Annotated in this window: 16 protein-coding genes; 5 read left to right on the forward strand and 11 right to left on the reverse strand. The window is 45.0% G+C overall.

The features are described from left to right. The first annotated feature begins 37 nt into the window (after positions 1 to 37). Both FX988_RS09220 and FX988_RS09225 read left to right on the forward strand, forming a co-directional pair. A complete protein-coding gene (locus FX988_RS09220; RefSeq protein WP_160179353.1) occupies positions 38 to 1,612 on the forward strand; it encodes a YHYH protein in 1,575 nt (524 codons plus the stop codon). A 1-nt stretch (position 1,613) separates the two neighbouring features. Further along, positions 1,614 to 2,153, forward strand: a complete 540-nt coding sequence (locus FX988_RS09225; protein ID WP_254700770.1) for a hypothetical protein — start codon at positions 1,614 to 1,616, stop codon at positions 2,151 to 2,153. A 26-nt stretch (positions 2,154 to 2,179) separates the two neighbouring features. Here FX988_RS09225 and FX988_RS09230 read toward each other — a convergent pair whose 3' ends face one another. Beyond that, positions 2,180 to 3,073, reverse strand: a complete 894-nt coding sequence (locus tag FX988_RS09230; protein WP_160179355.1) for a hypothetical protein — start codon at positions 3,071 to 3,073, stop codon at positions 2,180 to 2,182. 198 nt (positions 3,074 to 3,271) lie between these two features. Between FX988_RS09230 and yegD the strand changes: the two genes are divergently transcribed. Beyond that, the gene (yegD, locus tag FX988_RS09235; protein WP_160179357.1) at positions 3,272 to 4,699 is read left to right on the forward strand and encodes a molecular chaperone; all 1,428 of its coding nucleotides are present in this window, start codon (positions 3,272 to 3,274) and stop codon (positions 4,697 to 4,699) included. 116 nt (positions 4,700 to 4,815) lie between these two features. On the opposite strand, the gene FX988_RS09240 is transcribed toward yegD, so the two are convergent. The 4 genes from FX988_RS09240 to FX988_RS09260 form a co-directional block, all read right to left on the reverse strand. Then, positions 4,816 to 5,373, reverse strand: a complete 558-nt coding sequence (locus FX988_RS09240) for a nitroreductase family protein (RefSeq protein ID WP_160179359.1) — start codon at positions 5,371 to 5,373, stop codon at positions 4,816 to 4,818. Between the two features lie 519 nt (positions 5,374 to 5,892). Next, positions 5,893 to 7,395 carry a mannitol dehydrogenase family protein gene (locus tag FX988_RS09250; protein ID WP_160179361.1) on the reverse strand — a complete coding sequence of 501 codons (1,503 nt, stop codon included), beginning with the start codon at positions 7,393 to 7,395 and terminating at the stop codon, positions 5,893 to 5,895. A gap of 10 nt (positions 7,396 to 7,405) precedes the next feature. Beyond that, positions 7,406 to 9,151 carry a purine-cytosine permease family protein gene (locus tag FX988_RS09255; RefSeq protein ID WP_160179363.1) on the reverse strand — a complete coding sequence of 582 codons (1,746 nt, stop codon included), beginning with the start codon at positions 9,149 to 9,151 and terminating at the stop codon, positions 7,406 to 7,408. A 532-nt stretch (positions 9,152 to 9,683) separates the two neighbouring features. Beyond that, the gene (locus FX988_RS09260) at positions 9,684 to 12,101 is read right to left on the reverse strand and encodes an alkaline phosphatase D family protein (protein WP_160179364.1); all 2,418 of its coding nucleotides are present in this window, start codon (positions 12,099 to 12,101) and stop codon (positions 9,684 to 9,686) included. Between the two features lie 244 nt (positions 12,102 to 12,345). On the opposite strand from FX988_RS09260, the gene FX988_RS09265 reads away from it, so the two are divergent. After that, positions 12,346 to 14,259 (forward strand): DNA topoisomerase III, encoded by a 1,914-nt coding sequence (locus FX988_RS09265; protein WP_160179366.1) that lies wholly within the window; start codon positions 12,346 to 12,348, stop codon positions 14,257 to 14,259. A gap of 168 nt (positions 14,260 to 14,427) precedes the next feature. Here the strand turns inward: FX988_RS09265 and FX988_RS09270 are convergent, their stop codons facing one another. Beyond that, positions 14,428 to 15,153, reverse strand: a complete 726-nt coding sequence (locus FX988_RS09270) for a PEP-CTERM sorting domain-containing protein (RefSeq protein ID WP_160179368.1) — start codon at positions 15,151 to 15,153, stop codon at positions 14,428 to 14,430. 354 nt (positions 15,154 to 15,507) lie between these two features. Between FX988_RS09270 and FX988_RS09275 the strand changes: the two genes are divergently transcribed. Beyond that, positions 15,508 to 17,496: an alpha/beta hydrolase family protein gene (locus FX988_RS09275; RefSeq protein ID WP_160179370.1), complete on the forward strand. Its 1,989-nt coding sequence runs from the start codon at positions 15,508 to 15,510 to the stop codon at positions 17,494 to 17,496. Between the two features lie 188 nt (positions 17,497 to 17,684). On the opposite strand, the gene arsC is transcribed toward FX988_RS09275, so the two are convergent. From arsC to FX988_RS09300, 5 genes are all read right to left on the reverse strand, one after another. After that, entirely contained in the window at positions 17,685 to 18,107 is a 423-nt protein-coding gene (arsC, locus tag FX988_RS09280) for an arsenate reductase (glutaredoxin) (protein WP_160179372.1), read from the reverse strand. A gap of 149 nt (positions 18,108 to 18,256) precedes the next feature. Beyond that, the gene (locus tag FX988_RS09285) at positions 18,257 to 19,255 is read right to left on the reverse strand and encodes a DMT family transporter (RefSeq protein ID WP_160179374.1); all 999 of its coding nucleotides are present in this window, start codon (positions 19,253 to 19,255) and stop codon (positions 18,257 to 18,259) included. Between the two features lie 100 nt (positions 19,256 to 19,355). Beyond that, positions 19,356 to 20,072 (reverse strand): AraC family transcriptional regulator, encoded by a 717-nt coding sequence (locus tag FX988_RS09290; protein WP_160179375.1) that lies wholly within the window; start codon positions 20,070 to 20,072, stop codon positions 19,356 to 19,358. Between the two features lie 110 nt (positions 20,073 to 20,182). Next, the gene (locus tag FX988_RS09295; protein WP_160179377.1) at positions 20,183 to 21,463 is read right to left on the reverse strand and encodes a TRAP transporter large permease; all 1,281 of its coding nucleotides are present in this window, start codon (positions 21,461 to 21,463) and stop codon (positions 20,183 to 20,185) included. Next, positions 21,460 to 21,990 (reverse strand): TRAP transporter small permease, encoded by a 531-nt coding sequence (locus FX988_RS09300; RefSeq protein ID WP_160179379.1) that lies wholly within the window; start codon positions 21,988 to 21,990, stop codon positions 21,460 to 21,462. Before FX988_RS09300 ends, FX988_RS09295 begins: the two co-directional genes overlap by 4 nt.

The following is a 21,990-nucleotide window of genomic DNA, read 5'->3' on the forward strand; positions in this document are numbered from 1 at the left end:
TTTGGGGATGAAGAATGGTCCTTACGATAGGTTCGATATGGCTAATAAACAACTTACTATCTATGGCAAGTGGACAAGCGTCTTTCTCATGTGCGTCTTCCTTGCCGGCTGTGGTTCAGAGTCATCCAACAGCGAAGACACGACAGCAGATCAAACAACTAACTCAGCTCCGACTGTGGATGCCGGAGAAGCGCAAACAGTAACAAGTGGCGACTCCGTCACCCTCTCTGCCAGTATCTCAGATGATGATACAAGCTATGACGTTCGCTGGGTCCAACTATCAGGAACTGACGTAACTCTGACAGGCAACACATCAGCAGTCACCAGTTTCACAGCGCCCGCCGTCAGTGACTCTGAAACGCTGTTATTTCAAATATCTGTAGAAGATGGCAGCAATGATGCGGTTACCGATACCGTATCGGTGACGGTCAATGTAGGCGATGCAAGTGATGATGCGACGAACGACAGCGTTTGGATAATCAATACCACCAATGAAGTATCGAGCCACATTTTAGATTCATCCACAGGTGTGGGTGTGCTGGTTAACGTGCAATCTGTTGAAGATGAAACCATAGATACAGTTGATTATACCCTTGTCACTAGCCAAGGGATCCCAAAATACGATGTGACTGTGACCCAGGATATTATTGACGCTATCAATGAGCGCCCCAGAGCCAGCTCAGATTTAGTTACAGGTCAAACAACTGCTTCGGTAGGCGACATTGTAAAATTTGGTGAAGATATTGGGTACGTCAGTAGTGGGCAAAATTGTAATACCAATGCCGGTTATGGTTACTGGCCGCCAGGACCGGCTTGCCCCACTGAAGATGAAAGAGAGGTCTACTTTCCCAAAGCACCTCAAGCAACCACTGAAGAATGCGAAAATGGCTTAGGTAAAATTGGCTTATTTGTGAATGGTTCATCCGTGTATAACTGGGGTGATGGAATGAGTTACAACAACGAGGGTTCTTGGCAAAACCTTGCCCCCGTTGCAGAACAATATGATGTTGATATCTGTGGCGGGCACGCCGCGAATGGCGACTATCATCATCATTTCTACACCCGATGTTTAGCCGATCTCGTCGGTGATACCGGCGATCAACATTCGCCTATTTATGGTTACGCCGCCGATGGCTATCCTATTTATGGCCCCTGGGAAGGAAATGGCCAATTAGCCGTAAGTGCTTGGCAAGTTCGCGATTATTCTTCAACCTCAGCCACTGGCTGTTCTGACAATGCTCGCAGCTGCACCTTGGTTGATCAATACGATATATCGCTGGGAACCGAAAGCGCTACCCAAGGCCCAGAGTTTGATGAAGTAGTTGAAACGCTGTCAGGTAACCAACTCGTTGCCGAAAACGGTTACTACTTCGAGGATTATTATTGGAATAGCGAATTAACCGCACAAGGCGGAGCCTACCTCGATCAGTACAATGGTCATACGGACAGCGCACACGGCTACCATTACCACATCACCATAGCGCAAGAAAATGACAGCTTTGTACCTGCGTTCCCGTACATTATCGGCACTCGGTTTGCTGGGCAATTACAAGATAATGCCGTCGCATCTTGTAGCACTGGGGCTGGAATGGGGCCACCTCCAGGAGGATGATATGAAATTACGTAGGCTAAAATCCCTTACTAAACATGACGTAATCACCCCGATGTTCGTCGTTGCCGCTACGCTTTTTAGCCTAGCGGCTAATAACACGCTAGCATCAACCGAAATACATGAGCATAAGGCAAGGGATATAGGACAAGGAACACCAATCCCTAAGATCCAGCTGCACGTTTTTCGAGATCAAATAGACGGTGTGAACATTCATGTTGAGGTAGATAATTATCGACTTAATGCCCCAGACACGGCGAAACAAGAAAGCAACAACGGCACAATTTTGCAAGGCCATGCTCATGTTTATGTGAACGGGATTAAGCGCCAACGATTGTACGGCGAAGATGCACACATATCGCAAAACTGGTTGCAGGCAGGGGTGAATCAAGTCGCGGTATCGTTAAACAGTCACCAACATGAAAATTGGATGTCAGAGGGTCACAACATTGTCGGTTCGGTATTTTTCGACTTATCTAAAAAAGACATCGTACTGCACAACTTCACCTCACAGCCGATTGAAAACAAACATGCGCACCACTAGGTGGCGCATGTTTTCATCTTACCTGACTAATCAATCTCTAAATCAAACTTCACTTTTTGCAATTCTCTTTGCATCCCTTGTTCACCCGCTAAAAATAAGCGACCTAATTGTACTGGTGTGTCTTTGTCTAGCGTTAGGGTAATACCATCACCTTCGAGTAAAGCGATACCTGCTTCAGCCAATTGTTGCTCAAATTTATCGCTGGCCTTTTCTTTAGCCAATTTGCCTCGCTCAATAGCTTGCTCCCGTAAAGTCTGGGCGCTAACGCCTTTTTGTTGAGCTTCGCTGTCAAGTAAGGTTTGTAAAATACCGTCGTCTTCTAAATACAATGAGGCTTCATGCACGACTAAATCTTGCAACAAGACCGTGCCTATTAGTAATGCGCTTTGATTGCCCAGCTCGCGCACTTTTTCGAGGCCTGTCATGTTCAATGAAATACGAAACTCACCAATGTCATCACCTTCTATGCTCATGTACTCTAATTCGGCTTCATCCTCCTCTATGTCTATTTCTATCGACAAAGCGAGATCAGCACTTTTATCTTCCTGTTGTAACAAAAACAACAACGCCTCTGATAAATCCCGAGGGTTAGCTCTTACTGGAAACCCCGTTACTTCAATATCATCCGCGGTTAATGAAAGCTCACTAATAAATGCGTCATCTTGGTCGTATTCATCTATATCAAGTTCGTCAATCAGGATCTTGCCTATTGATGTTTTAACCACCAACTCGCTGATGGATACGCTACCAAAGACCGATGCTGATAAATCCTCATAGGTGATATCAACTCCAAAGCTAGCACTTTCATTGACCACCCCTTGCATCACTTCTTCTGCTTTTTGCGTCGCCATCATCGAGCCCGCGATGTATACAACAGCCAACAATATTGCGCCTACCAACACCGCTTTTTTCATATCCATATTTACTCTCTACTATTCGCCTTGGGTTTATTAATTGGGCTATTGATAGCAACCCAACACACTTATTGCAATCAAATTAACCAACGCGCTTGTTCATACAATCACCATCTAATGCACAACCAACATTTAAATAACAATCTGCTGATGCGCTTTATATTAAAATACTGAACATGATTATTGTCCTTAAGGAACTTTTAAATGTTCGCAGGCCTCGACTTTGGCACATCAAATTGCTCTATTGCCGTTATTGAAAATAACGCTCCCGTACTTATTCCTCTCGAAGATGGGAAATATCGCCTGCCGTCATCACTGTTTATTGAACACAGTCAAAGTGCAACGCTTAATCTAACCGCAGATATGATTACTAAGCAGATTGCTGAGCTAAAAGAAGACAATGGGAATCTCAGCTCACTGAGTCACGAACAGTTGGTTAATATGGCGCGCAAGCAATTGCGTAAAGAACACAGATTAAGCACAGCCAATGACCAACCCGCGCAAAGTATTGTTCAAGCGCTAGCGGCGAATGGCGATGTTATTTTTGGCGAAGAAGCAGAGCAAACTCATGTAGCCGCCCCTGAAAGTGGTTTTTACATTAAATCGCCTAAGTCATTCCTAGGGGCAGATATTAATTCCACGCAAAAAGCAGTGTTCACCAGCATTGTCGAAAAAATGCTGGCGTTTATCAAACAAGAAGCCGAGTACATTAAGCAGCAAGAGCTCAGTCAAATCATGATCGGCCGCCCGGTCAACTTCCATGGTTTACTGGGCAAAGACGGTAATAAGCAAGCTTTAAGTATTATCAACAGCGCAGCGGCCAAAGTCGGTTTTAAAGACGTACAGTTTTTGATGGAGCCCGTCGCTGCTGCCTATGATTATGAACGTCAATTAAGCGACGATAAAATCGTGCTTATTCTTGATTTAGGCGGTGGTACGACTGACTGTTCAATGATCAAGGTTGGTCCCAGCTATGTCAATTTAATCGACCGACAAGCATGTATTTTAAGCCACACAGGTAAACGCATTGGCGGTATTGATTTAGACAACAAGCTCGCCTTGATGGCGCTGATGCCGGAATTTGGCAAGAATACCGTATTAACCAATGGTTTGCCGGTGCCCAATCATTTATTTAAGCAGGCAGTGAGTGTAAACGATGTTGCCGCCCAGCAAGCCTTTAACAGCCGCCTAACGGGTAAAGACATTGAAGAGTATTGCCGCATCAGCCCTACCCCAAAACTGAATCGTTTAAAAACCCTGCGTGACGGTAAATACGGTTTACGGGTTAGTCGAAGTGCAGAAAAGGCAAAAATACTGCTATCAGACCAGCACGAGATTCAGTTGCCCTTGCACTATATTGAACAGGGATTAGAGATACCGATGACCCGCACCCAATTAAGCGATGCGATTGCAGATGAACTGCGTAAATTTGAAGGCTTAATGACAGACGCAATTAACCAAGCTGGCACTAGCCCTGACGTACTGTACGTGACAGGTGGTACCGCTATATCGCCTGTTGTTCAGCAGTGGATAAATTCGCTGTATCCCAATTTAGAGATTGTTATTGGGGATCATTTCGGCAGTGTCACCTCAGGGCTGACGACGCACGCACAACGTATCTTTAGCGGCTAAATATGGCATGGCCTACCAAAAGTGGGCATAAAAAAGCGCGAATGAAGCTCTCACTCGCGCTTAGGGTTCATTTCGTCAATATTGAATACATGACCACCTATTCAGTGGCAAATATCTTAAGCGACGTGAGTAACAAAGTCTTCGTCGCTGCGACGCACTTTCTTCAAGTCAACTAACCAGTCACCTTCATCTGCACGATAGCCCAAAGGTAACATGATGACTGAGCGTAAGCCTTTCTCTTTTAAGCCCAAAATGTTGTCTACTTCATCCGGTACGAAGCCTTCCATTGGAGTACTGTCGACTTTTGCGTCTGCCGCTGCGATCAATGCTGAACCTAAACCAATGTATGCTTGACGAGCAGCATGCTCAAAGTTAGTTTGGGCATCTCGCTGAGGATAAGTATTGAGCAACATATTGCGATAATCTTCCCAACCTTGGTTTTTAAAGCCGCGCTCGTCATTCACCAAATCAAACATCATATTGATGCGCTCAGCGGTGTAGTTATCCCAAGCGGCAAATACCAAAACGTGGGAGGCATCCGCAATTTGTTGCTGCCCCCAAGCATGGGGTAGCATTTTTTCGCGCACGTCTTTATTCGTGACTACCAGGACTTCATAAGGCTGTAAACCACTAGAACTGGCACTAAGGCGAATCGCTTCTAATACCAATTCCATTAAATAATTGGCCTCTCAGAATTCATCCAGCGGGTTTTGAACAAGGCGTCGGTGTGTAGTAATGGTTGTTCCCTTTCAAATACCGAGAACGTAGTGCAAAACCCGCTGGGGAATTCCCTACGGGCGAATTTTAAAAGGACTTACTCTGTGTTGCTCAAACTCGAAAGAGCACCACTATTACTTCGTTTAAGCGCCTTGATTAAGTCCTTTTAAATTTTCGCTGAGTAGTTAATTATTTAATGGAATTGGTATAAAGTAAACTCAACTTTTTCTTGCGCTACCACTTTGCTTGAATCGAACTTTTTCGTTGCATAACGCCATTGTAAATCTTGCAATAAATCAGACATAACACCTCATTTTAACGTCTTTGATGGAGAATCATCACTTTTCGGCTATCAATGAGATAAGGCTAGTTTGGGAAAGAAACAAGGGGGCGGGAAAATACCGACACAATGTCTGTTTAATCATTGTGTCGGCCTACCCGTTTGCTTAAGCAAACTGGGGTATTGCGTCTACCTCTTATTGGGCTTGACTTACTACTGCTTGCATCTGGCTTTTTATGTCGCCATTTGCGTAAAGCGCTTCAATTTGCTTCTGGTATTCTGCTACAAACCTAGGCTGTTTTTTCACTTCCGCGAAAATGCTATCTAATTGCAGAAATGCTAATGGGTCATCAGATGTTTGCTGCGCGGCCTTGTGTAAATCAGCGGCCATCACATCGTTAATATCCAGTGCTTTACCATTCTTGTTCACCTGCTTGTCGCTGTAGTAACACCAAGCTGCAACCACTAAAGTGGCGCACGCTATGTCACCGTCATTCGCTAAGTTTTGCAGCAAAGTCGGCAGCAAAAACGTCGACACTTTTGACGAGCTTTCTAAACAAATACGTGACAGATTGTCCTTGATGTTCGGGTTAGCAAAACGCTCGAACAACACATCTTTATATTCGGCTAAATCGATGCCTTGTACTGGATCAAGAATAGGCGTGACTTCAGTGTCCATAAACAAACGCAGGTAACGAGCGAAAAGAGGCTCCTGTACTGCTCCATCAATGGTTTCCTGCTCATCAATTGAGCCCAAAATACCTAAAACAGAATGCCCTGCATTGAGTAAGCGGATTTTCATCTTCTCATAAGGAGTGACGTCATCTACAAACTGTGCACCAACTTGCTCCCACAAAGGACGCGCATCACTGAATTTATCTTCAATAATCCACTGAAGAAAAGGCTCACAGACCACAGGCCAGTTATCTTTTACCCCCACTTCCTCTGCTAAGTAAGCCATATCGGCCCCTGTGGTGGCAGGTGTGATACGGTCAACCATGGCATTCGGAAATTGCACTTCCTCGGCTATCCAACTTGCTAACGCTTTATCGTATTGACCCACATAGGCCAACAGCATTTTTCGCGTCATATTGCCGTTGTGCTGAATATTATCGCAAGACTGCACAGTAAATGGCTTTTTACCGGCCTCTTTACGCTGTTTCAGGGCCGCTGCCAAATAACCAAAGACTAAACGAGGCGAGCCTGGGTTCGCTAAGTCATGCACCACATCAGGGTGCGTAAAATCAAACTCATCGGTCACGGGGTTGAAATTATAGCCCCCCTCTGTGATGGTCAAAGAAACAATTTTAGTCTCGTCACTGGCCATCTTATCGATAACTTTTTGCGGTGCATCACAGCTGAGTAAAAAGTCAGTTAAGCAACCAATGACCCGGTTTTCAACTTTCCCATTGGGGTGCTTAACAACTAAGGTATATAAATAGTCTTGCTCTTTAAGAATGGACTGCATTTTACGGTCGCCTTCACGCAAACCAATACCACAGATCCCCCAAGATAAATCACCACTTTGTTGCATGTAATCGTCGGTATAAAACGCTTCATGAGAACGATGAAACCCGCCTACTCCAATATGTACAATCCCTGCCGTCACCTGACTACGGTCATAATTCGGTACTGTGATGCTATCTGGCAGCGAAGATAAATTTGCTTGATTTAATAAAATAGAATCGTTGATAGTCATATTTTTTGTCCTAAACAGTCATGCTAGCGGCATTTTTTTGTGCGGCATCGCCCAATTTTTTGCGCTGCATTGCCCAATATGCGGTGAAGAAATAAATAAGCGTGCAGATAAAGCCTATATTGAAGAACAGGTCTCGGTTGACTTCATAGCTTGCGATATCTGCGCTAAAGAACATGGTGTTACACGCTAAAACGAAAGTGATAACTAAGCTGGAAATTGAAATCACGCGCAATACTTTCGTCAATGCTGAAACGTCCTGCACGTGCTCTGGTTCAAGAGCCGCTTGTGCTGCTTGATGTTGCTCCACTTGTTCATTGAACGCTTCCATTTTGGCTTGCTCTTCAGGGTATTTCTCGGCGGCGCCGTGACGCTTAGCCATAAAGGTGTAAACGAAAATAGTGAAGAACCAAGTAGGAATAAATAAGTAGTAAAACGACAGTACATCAAGCACATTCAAACCAAAGCCAAACACTAAGCCTAGGCCCCACGCCATAACAGCGGGACGACTATGACTAAGTTGGCGATAGGCTACCCAGTAACGAGTAAAGCCGATACGCGGGAATATAAAGTGTTCTGCAAACACAATAGCGCCAACAGGAACAACCAATAACCCTGCGTAAGTAAGTAGAGGTAGTAATTTAGTGAACACAAATGGGAAACACGCAACGGCAACCGTCACTAAGCCCACAGTCAAGGTAGTTTTAGTACGTGAATGGTTTTTGAAAATAGCCTGAGCCGCTAACCCGGCGCGATAAAGATTAGCATTTGCAGTGGTCCAGCCGGCCACGATGACAATCACCAAACCTGATAATCCTAGGGCATGATAGGCCACGTCACCTGGATCGAGTTCCGAAATTGATTTTTGAACGATAACGGCAGTACCTGCACCCATGATCCCTGCAGAAATCCACGCTATATAATGACCAAATAACATACCCGCAGACGTACACAAACCATAAGAGCGTTTACGCGCGTAACGCAATATCGCCATATCGATTAGGCCAAAATGAGTGATGGTATTGGCAGCCCACGAAAAACCAATGACTTCGAGTAAACCTATACCTGGCTCACCATTGGTATCGAGTCCTGTCCATACTGAGACACTGCCAATATGCATAAAGTCAGACCAACTACTTAACCCCGTTTGTCCTATGACAGAATCAGCCAACGCTGGCATCAAAATTAAAGGCCCACTAAGGAACATCACCAGTAACCAAGGTGCGCAGATACCCGAAAAGTTGGAAACTGCGGTAAAACCGTACATAGCAACAAGCACGACGATAATCCCAACCGCTAGCACAATAGCCACAAACCAAGGGTTCGTTGGGTACCAATTGAGCTGTGCAGGAATATCGAACGCGAAGCGCACCGCGGTAGCTGATACTGTGATCATGGCGGCAGATATGACAGTGAAAATAATGACATTCGCCCAGTTATAGAGTTTAGTCATTGAATCACCTGCAATTTTTTGCAGATAAGTATAAAGACTTAAACGCGTTTCAACCGCGATAGGCGTAGTGATAAGCGTCCAGCTGAGCACCGCTAAAATATTACCAATTAACAAACCGAGTAAAATGTCTGTCATGGTCGCGCCAAGAGCTACAAATGTAGCGCCAAATACAAACTCTGTTGCCGCAACATGTTCACCGGCATAAAGGCCGAGAAAGTGAGTCCAGCCTTTTAATTTGTGTTTCGGGATAGGTAACTGCTCTTCGCTAATATCACCGATACTGCTGTTATGCGTTTGAGACGTCATAGTTTATCCAACCTGTGTCAATTTAAGTCCGCGCGGATCCCATATAGCTGAGATCGCGTTACTAAATTGTGAAAGTAGGTCTCAAACGTTCAAACCAACCCACACGCTTTAGTATCTCATTTCAAAGTGAGCATATGCTCTAGTGGCGAGCATATTCCCAAAATTGAATATCACTTGTCAACTCTTTGTTAATGGTCTGAGCACAGCCACAGGCTGTTTAAATAGTAGGCAGCCATCTAGTACGTCATCCCAGAAACCCTAGCATCTAATTTTAATATTCTTTTATTTCAATAAGTTGAACGAAAATAACTGGTGTTTTTTTAGTCGACGAAAAATAAGAAAGTAAAGTTTTTGTAAATAGACAAAAAAGAAAAAAGCATTTTTTTTGAACAAAAAGTTCTAACGAAAAATAAAATGTGACAAAGATAGTTAAAGGCTTTTAACGTTTTGAGGAGGGAGGGCGCAACCTGTTACGCCCGGTTATGAAATTAAATTTTTGCTGAGTGGCTAATTAATGCGGATTGGTATAATGCTAACTCAATCGATTTTTACCCACGTTTTCCTCTTTATGAATGGTGACAGGCCAGCCCTCATATTGATTTGAAGCTTTATTATCGCTTACATCAATTAAAAACTTGTAGGCATCCATGGTGTAGGTTAATGCTTTTGTATCAAAAGTAATCATTCCAAAGCCACTGCCTTTTTCATGGGCCTGCACATACCGGTTCCCTGACTTGCCAACCAATGGATTTGCAACTGCGTAAACATACATCTTGTTACCGAACGCATCCAAATATTCACCCGTATTACTTAAACCATGCTCTGGGCGATTATTCACCTCAAAGCCCACCGTATCAGGTTTCCACCAGCGCGGCCACCCTGCCGCTATCGCAGGGCTACAAAATGCCCAATTACTATCTCGCTGCTGATTGACACCATATTGTGACAAGGTGCCTAAATGTGTATCACCACAAATATGCAAAGCAGCTGACGCACGCATGATATCAATAGCATTATTTCGTGCGGTTGCAGGCCAGCCACTGCTATCAAAGTCATATTTCAAGTATCGATCAGGGCGAGGTTGATGTGTGGCAATACCGGCAAATACCGTTTGGCTCAGCACCGCCTTCAGTTCGTGACCACGCCAGTCTTGCGCCCATTGCTCTAAGTAAGCTTCTTGACGTTTCCCGAGTAATGCCAACTCGGGACCATCAAAATCAGGGTTGATATACCCCGGAGCTTCCTCTTGCCCCGTTTCCCCCACCACCACACCTATGCTTTCAGGGGCGCTTTTCCATTGCCGGTCAGCCAAGATTGCAAACCCTACATTGCCATACACTAGGCTTCCATAGTAACTGCTGATGCCGCTCGGGTTGGGACTCGTATCAAACCCTGTTGGGTGATGCGCGGTATTCGTTTTATGTACTACATTCACCATAGATACAGGCTGAATATAGCCTCCCAAAATACTTGCAGAGGGGTCACGTTCAATATGCTGCATGGGTGCCCCACCCTCTCCCCACAAATTACCTTGTAATACGTCATGATCATCAGGCAAGCATACTGTTGGTCGGTGGCGCATGACTTCCCGAAAGGACCAACCAAACTGATAGTACATACGCAAATAATTTAGGGTTGCCCGATCAGCTGGCGCCCTGACATACCCATAACCACCATGGTGCTCGTATAATTGATCCCCAGAGAAAAACACCAAATCTGGGTCAAGCTTTTGTAAGTTTTCAGCCACCGGCGCGTACGGAAAAGCGTAATCGTTTTGACACGTCAACGACGCCATACGTAACGGACGATCATCAGGGTTAGCTTGAATGGTGCCCAAATAGATATCAGGTGTTTGGGAGCCATCTTTATGTAACTGATTGTATATCACACGAAAAGCAGTGTTTTGGCGCTCATCCCAATTATCTTGGGTAAAGGTCGCGAGTGATGCCGCCGGGTCAATTTGGCTATGTCCGATTGTCTGCCACTGTCCGTCACGTTTGATTTGAAGTTCAACAGTTTGGTTGTCTTTCTCCCCCATAGGGCCAAGTAACGCACTAAGTTTGAGTACAAATCCTTTTTCACTTTGAGAGTCACTCAGGGTGTACATAGTCCACAGAATAGGACCGAAGCGATGTTCATCAGAGTACTCGAAGGCATCTCCTGACATTCGCCACCGGCTAAACCGATAACGACTACCGTTATGCTCTGGTGCGTCTGTTTGAAAGTCAGTGGCTGGTAACGCAAAATTACTTACCAAGGCAACATTTCCTAGGATCTCATCGGCTGAAACCAGCAAAGAATGTGCACCGAGTTCAGTTTGAGAGCTCGAAAGTTGCACCTTAACATCAAGCAACATAGCCCCAACCTGAGGCGTACCCGTAATGATTAAATCCACTGACTGACTAGCAATATCTTGCGATAATGTAATGCGCTCGCCCCCTATGACTAAGGTGTTTTTCACTACCCCAATATCAAAACCTTCACGCACGAAACAATTACTTTTGTATTCATTTATCTCACTGCGCGCGCCTAAGCGCACGCCCCCACCGCCATCATTGGGGTTCTCTGACATATTCTGCATACGCACACTGAGGGTAAAATTCCCCTGTGAATTGGCGAGCTGATGGGTAAGTGAATGAATACTGCGATTCCCACCAGGATTAATACAATGGGCATGCCCATCTTTTACCCGCCAATCCTCCATAGGGTTCGCCCAATATTCACCACCTAACCAAACCCGATTATGGGTCTGCTGCCAAGGGTCTTGGCTGTCTATTGGCGTTTTTACGGGTTTAGTGGTCGTTGCAACGGTTTGACTGGAATTAAGGGAGTTTGCACACCCTGCACTTGCAGCAAGTACGCCAACCCCAACCCCAGCGCCAACAAATTTCAGCGCATCTCGTCTTGATAAGCCCTTGCTAGTAGTCTTGTTCATCTTGCTGCTTTCCATATTCCACCACATTGATAATTGTAATTTGTTAACAATTATTATACGAAGTGGAAAACAAAACACTACTTTTATTTGATGTTTAATGAATACGGTATCCCATTAGCACTTATTGGCTATGGTACAAACGATATGAGAAAGCGTAGCCCTGCAACCAATGCTCATAACCCGGTAACTACACCCGCAGAGTTTTTATTGCTACACTACTGTCATTACATACAGTTCTATCGTAGACAATTTTCCTTTTATGATCTTATATATAGCCGAAAAGCCCAGCTTAGGCCGCGCCATTGCACAAGGTTTCAGTGGGCAACAACAGAAAAATGACGGCTATATTAAGCTTGCTAATGGCGACTGCGTAACTTGGTGTATCGGCCACTTACTTGAACAAGCAGAACCAGACAAATATGACCCAGCATTTGCAAAGTGGGCGCTACAGCATTTACCCATAGTGCCCCAAGACTGGATATTGGTTCCCAAAAAAGGCACCAGTAAACAGTTGTCAGTGATAAAGCGCTTATTGAAAACAGCCACCAAAGTGATTAATGCAGGTGATCCAGACCGCGAAGGCCAACTTCTGGTCGATGAAGTCATCACCTACTGCAAGGTAAAACGCGACATTATCGATAATGCTGGGCGCTTGTTGATCAACGATTTAAACCTTAATGCGGTTAAAAAATCTTTAACGAATATCCGCCCGAATCGCGAATTTACAGGCTTATCCATTTCAGCCCTTGCACGCTCAAGAGCGGATTGGCTGTATGGTCTAAATTTAACCCGCGCTTACACTCTTCTCGGCCAGCGCGGCGGGTACTCAGGTGTGTTGTCTGTGGGCCGAGTACAAACACCGGTACTTGGTTTAGTGGTCAGACGGGACGCAGAAATAGCACAATTTGAGTCAAAGCCCTTCTATGAAGTCATGGCGACACTCGCCACTCAAATCGAGCAACCTCCCCAAACCTTTAATGCAAAATGGCAACCCAGTGCAGCCTGCGAGCCCTATCAAGACGAAGAAGGTCGGGTGATTGTTAAAAGGCTTGCTGAAACGGTAGTGAATAAAACCCGCGGCCAGCCAGGGGTCGTCGAATCATACACAGTGAAAGACAAACAAAGTCCTCCACCGCTGCCATACAACTTGTCAGCGCTACAAATCGACGCAGCTAAACGCTTCAACTTATCCCCTAAGGCGGTGCTGAATGTGTGCCAGTCTTTGTACGAGCGACACCAGTTAATTACCTACCCTCGCTCTGATTCGCGGTATTTACCCATGGAGCATTTCAGTGAAGCGCCAAAAGTATTAAGTGCGATTAAAGCCAATGCTCCTGATCAGAAAACGGCTGTGGACAATGCTAATAGCAAGCTCAAGTCTAAAGCCTGGAACGACAGCAAAGTAGACGCTCACCATGCGATCATTCCCACTTCTCGCAGCAAGGCGATATCAAGCTTAAGTAGTGATGAAGCAAAAATTTATCAGTTGATTGCCACCCAGTACATCATGCAGTTTTATGGCCCCCACAAGTATCAAGAACAAACTGCTGTCATTACCATCGCAGGCGGAACCTTTATAGCCAAAGCAAAAGCCACCACGGATAAAGGCTGGTTGGTATTGACGAAGCAGGGTGAGCCTAAGCACGAGCCAGCTCTACCCTCTTTGGTAAAAGGCCAAGCGCTCGATTGTATTGACTCTCAGCTAGTCGAAAAGCAAACGTCGCCCCCTAAGCATTTTACCGAAGCCACCTTACTTGCCGCCATGACCGGCATAGCCCGGTATGTGCAAGACGCTAGCATCAAGAAAATTCTTAAAGACACAGACGGTTTAGGCACAGAAGCAACCCGAGCCTCGATTATCGATTTACTGTTTAAGCGCCAATTTATGCAAAAAAGTGGCAAAGAAATACACGCCACCCCCACAGGTAAGGCGTTAGTAAACGCCCTGCCAAGTGAATCAACCTTGCCTGATATGACCGCCATTTGGGAAGCGAATTTGGATAAAATATCTCAGCGCCAAATGCGCTATCAAGATTTTATGCAACCACTTGTGCACACCATAGGCGAGTTAATTCACGCCAGTCAGCGCATCGATACCAGCCAGTTTGCAGGCCTTGCCTCCACCAAGCCGGCGTATAAAAAGAAGTGGCGTAAAAAGAAAAAGGCCTGTTAATATGTCTCTCTAAAAAAAACCGCTAGCTCAATGGTGACGCTAGCGGTTTCTTCATATACCAACTGCATTAAATAATTCTGAGAGAGCAACTATTTATTGGAATCGGCATTACGTCTTCGTGGCTGCTCTAAAGTAGCGAGCCACGAATAGCAATCAAAAACATAATAACTATTTTCGACGGCGTAACACGACGCCAAATAAGCCAAGTGCTAGTAAAGCTAACGTGCCAGGGGCAGGTACATTGGTCGCATCTGGTGTTGTGGTGACACTCGTCGGCGTGATGCCGTTGGCAAAAACAGTAGGTGCACTCTCATCTTGAGAAGTTAGAATGCCATAGAGTGAAGAAGCCGGCTGGTTTCCTTCGAACACAAAACCATCCCACGTGTTTCCTCCCCAAAGCGCCCCATCATTAGCAGAATACCAATTCAGGGTGTTTTCACCGTTTGTGAAGAAGCTATCGATATCTCCATAAAGATCTTGCGCAGTATATTCTGCTGGGTTGTAGAAACCACCGCCATCATTATTACTGTTAGCTTCTTCTATATAGAGCACTTGCGTTGCCCAGTTTTCAGCATTTATCGTATAGGCTTCATAATAGAAATAATTGTCACCAACGTTTCCGGCACCACTACTTTCAACATATGAGCCCCAATCTTCAACGGTCTCAATCTTTGCCGTCGTATCAATATTGGTTACACCAAACCCTACGAGTAAACTATTTTCTAGCTCATTGGTCACCGCGTAGCGCCCAAGTCCATCTGCGTAACTTTCTGTGAAACTGATGGCACCGAGATTTTGCGTAGGCTCCCCCCCGATGACCGTGGCACTCGCCTGTGCACTGGATAGGGCTAAACCTAGCATTAAGAATATTTTATTTTTTGATATCAGTTTCATTACTACTTCCATTTGATTTATAAGAACTTTTACGCGCATCGGGATAATTTAGCGCGAAGCCCATAAGCAATAAATCAGCCAGTTTAATAAAATTATAATTATCAACATGTTAGATAACACATCATTTTTAACTGTAAAGAAGACTGACATGTTAAATTCATGATTATTATAGATATTCCTCATTAATAATAATTAATTCCTAAATTCTCATTCTCTCCGTAAAAGATTCTCTTAATAGGGGCCTTCTGCAAACAAACCCAAGGATGTTCGGTATAAAAATCACCCAAAAACCAGTGTCCGTTTATAAAGACAGTGTTAGTATCTGTGACGAAGTCGCATTAAAGGAGTAATAAAATGAAAAGGAATGCTAAGGCTGCGCACGTCGCGCTTTTTTTGATCTTTAGCCAGCTAGTCGGTATGCCCGCTTTCGGTGCACAATTACCCCCCTCACAATTTAGTCGCTTACCTTCGGTCGTAAAACCGAATTTATCGCCTGATGGTGAGCGAATCGCCTTTATCAAAAATTATCTTAATCCTGAAATATCAGTGCTTTCACTGTTAGATGTGAAAACCAACGCCATAAAAATGCTGGTGAAATCTGACAATGAAAAGGTCAAAGTAAATTGGTTCACATGGGCCAATGAAAACACCTTGATAGTCAGCATACGTTTTGCCAGCAAAGAGAGATCTGTAAAGTTCACAGAGACACGCTTAATCGCTATTGATGTCGATGAAGAAGAGATTAAACAACGTAATCTATTTAAACCAAGAGGTGGACGCTCTAAGGAGCACAACGCCCAGTTTCAAGATACGGTTGTCTCATTCTTACCCAATGACCCAGATCATATTTTAATGGCACTGGATCTCGATGTGGCGAACCTACCATCGGTATATAAAGTAAACGTTAATTCGGGTCGCAGATCGCGCGTTCAAAAAGGAAAAATGCAGGTGCGAAGCTGGATGGCTGACCGTCAAGGAAACGTTCGTTTAGGCGAAGCGCTTAGCTACAAAACAGGTAAAGCCTCTATACGTTACCGTTTACCAGGCAAAGAAGACTGGGAAAAGATGTATGAACATAACGCCTTAGAAGAAGTAGGCATTAATCCGTTAGGTTTTGCCAAAGATCCTAATATGCTTTTTTACAGTGCCTACAAGGGCGATAAAAAGGCTTTGTATAAAATGAATCTCACTACACAAGAATCTACCTTGGTTTTTGAAGATCCTGAATACGACGTTGATGGTTCACTAATCTACTCAACTAAGCTCAACGACGTCATTGGTATCTATCACTCTAATAGCCCGACGGGTCGTATTTATTGGGACGATAACTATAAAAAGTTTCAAGATGCATTGGACTCGGCCTTGCCTGATACCAGTAACTACCTAGTTGACTTTAGCCGTAGTGAAGAGAGCTACCTACTTTACACTGAGAACGATTTTGTACCCGGAGCCTATTTACTAGGCAATCGACCTGATAGAACGCTAAATATGATATTCCAGCAATACCCTGGATTACATGCGTTCATGACGAGTAACCATAAATTGGTCAGCTATACAGCACGCGATGGCGTAAAAATTGAAGGCTACTTAACGCTGCCTGAAACAACTGACGGCCCAATCGCGACAATTATTCATCCCCATGGCGGCCCAGGAGCGCGTGAATACAGTGGCTTTGACTACTGGACATCATTTTTCATCAACCGTGGTTATGCCGTGTTTCGCCCTAACTTTCGAGGGTCTTCAGGCTATGGTAAACAGTTCGCTGATAGTCAAATGCAAGGTTGGGGTTTAACCATGCAAGATGACATAACTGATGCAGCAAAGTGGTTAGTGGATGAGAAAATCGCTGATCCTAAGCGTATGTGTATTGTAGGTGCGAGCTATGGAGGCTATGCCGCAACTATGGCTGCCACCAAAACCCCAGACTTATTTCAATGTGCCATTAGCTTTGCAGGTGTAATGGATTTAAAGCGCTTGGTCAGCAAAAGTCGTCACTTTTTAAACAAGAAGTTTGTGCGAAAACAAATAGGTGAAGATAAAGATGATTTAGAAGCACGTTCACCTTATCACAATGCTGCTAACATCAAGATCCCCATCTTGCTACTGCACGGTGAAGATGATCGCGTGGTAGACGTCTATCAAAGTCGCCAGATGTATAGTGAACTTCAAGATTTAGACAAGCAGGTAAAGTATATAGAGCTCGAAAACGGCGATCATTACCTCTCAATTCAACGCAATCGCCATCGGGTATTTACCGAGATGGATGCATTCTTAAAAATGCATTTAGGTGTCGCTAGGGCCAGTACAGACGCCCCTGAAAAATCTCAGGCCGTTGGCGAATAGGCGCGAGCGCTATTTGCCGTGCTTTTTATGAAAACACTGTGTATGAAAGCACTGTGTATGAAAGCACTGTGTAAGCCAGCGCTCTTTATAGCCGTAACATTTATGACGATACTATTTGTTGCAACACTCAATACCTTTAAAGCCCCCCTGAGGGCGCTTTTTCGTATCAGGTACAAGCTCTCACCTGATTAGCCGGAGACGCGCCCCCCATTGCCATCAATAATCAGCTCACCATCTTCTTTTTTATATGGACCCGGCGGCCACTGAGCAAGCAAATCGAGAACCTGCTCACTTGGGCGACACAACTTAACGCCTTTTTCAGTGCACACAATAGGGCGATTGACTAATAGCGGATGCATCAACATTGCGTCCAAAATTGCCTCATCGCTCACGTCTTCATCTAATAAGCCAAGTTCTTTGGCCGGTGATTTAGTCGTGCGCAGGGCGGTTCGCGGTGAGAGATTAGCAGCCGCGAACAGGGCCAACAATTGTGGACGTGTCCAACCTTCCTCTAAGTATTCGATAACCTCAGGTTGATAACCAGCATCTTGAATAATACTCAGTACATTTCGCGATGTTCCACAAGCAGGGTTGTGATGTATAACGACCATAAATCTAGCGCTCCTATGTTCAGTAATTAACTAAATGAGTGACTATGCGCCTCAACACAAATTCGATATATCATATATATGAAATTTCGCATTTGATACTATAAAAGTCAATACATACGGTTAAGTCTAACGCTAACTTTCCATCGATATTATTGCTGGCGCCTAATAGAACCACCAGCACGCTTCTCTGTGGCTTGGATCCATAAGCAAACCATAATGAGCAGCATACCGAACCAACCCAAGGGAGAAATGACTTCGCCAACAATCAGTACAGCCAGAATAGCCGCGACAACAGGCTCCATTAATGTAAGCAAAGACGCACTGCTTGCATTGATGTGCCTGAGACCATAGCCAAAGGCGATATAGCCCAATGTCATGGGGATTAGCGCCATATATACTGATACCAAGGCGTTGCCTGTAGAACTAAATAAATTATCGCCAGTAAAAAACAGTGACGGTAGCAACAACAAGGCCCCTAGACCGAAAATGCCGCCCATAGCAGCTTGAGAGTGCACGCCGCTATCAATCATGGCCCGCGCCGCCCACGCATAACTCGCGTAGGTCAACCCCGCCAATAAACCTAAGGCAATCCCCCAAAATTGACGATGTTGCACTGTATGTGCAGTGCCTTGTCCTGCAACTTGCTCAGACACGTGCTCGGCTGCTTGCCCGAGCGACGACAAGTCGGGCATATGTGGCTCACCAAAAGCGAGTAAAGCGATGCCGATTAGGCCAATTACTACACTGCTTAACCAGCGTTTCGTTAGGGAAAGAGTCTTGTTAAAAAGATACTCCAACAAGGCAGCAAACAAAGGGGCACTGCCAATCGATACAACGGTACCTACCGCGACACCGGCCAAGCGCATCGAGCTATAAAACGCGAGTGGATAAATCGCTAGCGCTAACGCGCTCAATAGCAAAATATGCTTTTGCTGCACCAAACAAGCAAATTGCAGTTTCAACTTTTTATAAGCCAAACCCGCTTGAATTATGCCGGCTACTCCCATAGCAAAAGCGCCAATCCCTAGAGGGCTAATATTAGGAGCAAAGCTCGCCGCTACTCCGGTTGTTCCCCATAGAACGGCAGCGAATAAAATAGCCGTTGCTCCACACTGATATGGAGAAAGCCCAACTCGATTAACTATCATGGTCCGCCTTTATTTTTGCCTTCAACATGGTCCAAAGTATAAGTAAGCCAATATTCAAATACTTTGCTAAAAAGACGCAAGGTTTGGTTGAACAGACGTATTATTTGCCTTGGGAGAAAGACCGGGGAGACATACCCACGTAGAGCGAAAATCGCCGGCTAAAGGCTGAAAGGTCGCCATAACCCACCTTTTCAGCGACCAGTTGTACCGGTAAATCAGTATGTGCTAATAAAGCTTTGGCCTTCTCCATTCTAAGTTCAGTAATATACTGCTGAGCAGTCTTAGAAAAACTGGCTTTAAAACGTTTTTTGAATTGGGTTGAGCTTAAACAGGCTAATCGTGCCAACTTGTCGATACTCATAGGTTGTTCAAGATGTGCGTTGATCCAGCTTTGAACGGTGCGCATTTGTTTATCAAGCGTTTGAGAAGCCTGTTGCTGTTCAAGCAACATGCTAAATACGTCGAGAATGGAGCGCTCAATCCCGCTGTCGACCTGGTGCTGTAATTGCTTTTCTATAAACTGCAAGAAACTGGTTAACACAGGGGAAATAGAAAACACCGCTAAACCACTGTTGAGTAAATGAAGAGGTAAGGTATCTAAGTCGGCAACAATAAAGCGTGCTGCTTCATCCGCTTTGAATCCATGTTCAGTGCCATTTGGCACCACCACACACTCTCCTACCGTCACCTGCCCCACATAGGAGCTCATCTCAATGACGATGCTTCCCTGTACCGGCAACACCAGTTGATGGTGCGCGTGATGCACATGACTTTGAAGTTGCTTAGTGTAAGCGCGGATACTTAGACTGTTATTCATTGCAGCAATACATCGAAAAAACGGGCAGCCAGTATAGCGTTAGTTTCTAAGTATTTTAAAGTGTCGCTAGCACGCCCATCTTGCCCATGAGCATGATTCTTTTTACAAGTTTACGGATATAACACTGATGGTAACCACAGCGTCAGCTGCGGGATAAAGGTGACGAGCAGTAAAACAAAAAGCAGTGGCACTAAAAAAGGGAATGTTGCCCGAGCGCACGTTTCGAATGGGACCTGCGTCACCCTAGATAAGACATAGAGCACCATACCGACAGGGGGAGTTAACAAACCAATCATCAAGTTCAACACCATCATGACCCCAAAATGAACGGGATCTATGCCTAAACTCACCGCGACGGGTAGCAACACTGGGGTCAAGATCGTGATCGCGGCTATGGTTTCCATAAAACAACCAACAATGAATAAGATCAAGGTGATCAGCAATAATATCGCCACTTTACTGTCAGTAAACGCAAGCATCCATTGGGTGAAGTTTTCCGTGATATGTTGCGTGGTCAGCACCCAAGAAAAAATCGCGGCACCGCCTATAATCAACATAATAATGCTTGTCGTTTCAATGGTTTCAATACTTAACGCCAGAAGTTTTTTAATCGTGAGTGTGCGGTACACAAGGGCACCTAAAAATAATGCGTACGCACTTGCTGCAATCGCCGCTTCTGTCGCGGTAAACAAGCCAAACAATATGCCACCAATAATCAACACAGGGGTCATCAAGGATAAAAACGCGCGGCTAAATGTTGTCGTGCAGCGCAGCACAGAGAAACCAGAATCCTTCGGATAATTGCGTTTCTTGGCATACCAAGCCACCATCAACATCAACGCAAGCGCCATGATCAGCCCAGGGATCATCCCTGCGGCAAATAACTGACCGATAGAAGCTGAAGACATTACAGCGTAAATAATCAGCGGCAAACTAGGCGGAATAATCGGCCCTATAGTTGACGATGCGGCCGTTACTCCAACAGCAAAGCCTGCGTCATAACCTTTATCCCGCATGGCTTTGACTTCAATGGCGCCTAACCCACCTGCATCGGCAACCGCCGCACCTGACATACCCGCAAACAGAATTGATGCCCCAACATTGACGTGCCCTAAACCACCGCGCAACCACCCTACTAGCGCATTGGCAAAATCAAATATTCGCTGGGTGATGCCGGCTGAGTTCATTAAGGCCCCCGCCAGCACAAAGAAGGGAATAGACAACAAAGGAAAACTATTCATCCCGCCTACCATGCTGTGCAGCACCACTAAATTTGGTATATCTCCATCCAGCGAAATGGCCAACAATGAAGAAAGGATCAATGCAAACGCCACAGGAGTACCGATAGCGATAAGCACAATGAGGGATATAAACAACACAAGAACAATCATTGCTTTAGCACCTTTTGCGAGAATGAAAAGCATACTGCACGCCAACTCGTCTTCACCACCATTGCACTTCGTACGAGCATAAGTAACAAACAACCGCACATCAGGGCATAAACCCAACCAATTGAAATAGACAAAGAAGCTAGGCTGTAGGCGTGCAGTGAAATAGCGATTTGCCCTGCGTAAAACAGCAACAGCAAGACCACAAGTAGATTGAGCATAGCAATGCACATTTTAGTGATATTCAACGCTTTGACAGATAGATAACGGTGCAACAAGGTAACGCCAATATGCGCATCGTTGCGACTGGCAATACTTGCCCCCGAAAAAGCCAGTAGAATAAGCAGATAACGGGCAATTTCTTCAGACCAACCTAATGATGCACTCAAAGCATAGCGACTAAAAAATTGCGCAAACAATAAAATAGCCAAGCCCCAAAATATGATCAAACTTAAGATATCTTCACTTTTAAACGCTTGCGTGGGCGTCAATGTTTCACTCGGAAGCGTTTCACTATCAATCAGAGACAT

Origin of the sequence: Paraglaciecola mesophila (genome assembly GCF_009906955.1) — a bacterium.
GTDB lineage: Bacteria > Pseudomonadota > Gammaproteobacteria > Enterobacterales > Alteromonadaceae > Paraglaciecola > Paraglaciecola mesophila_A.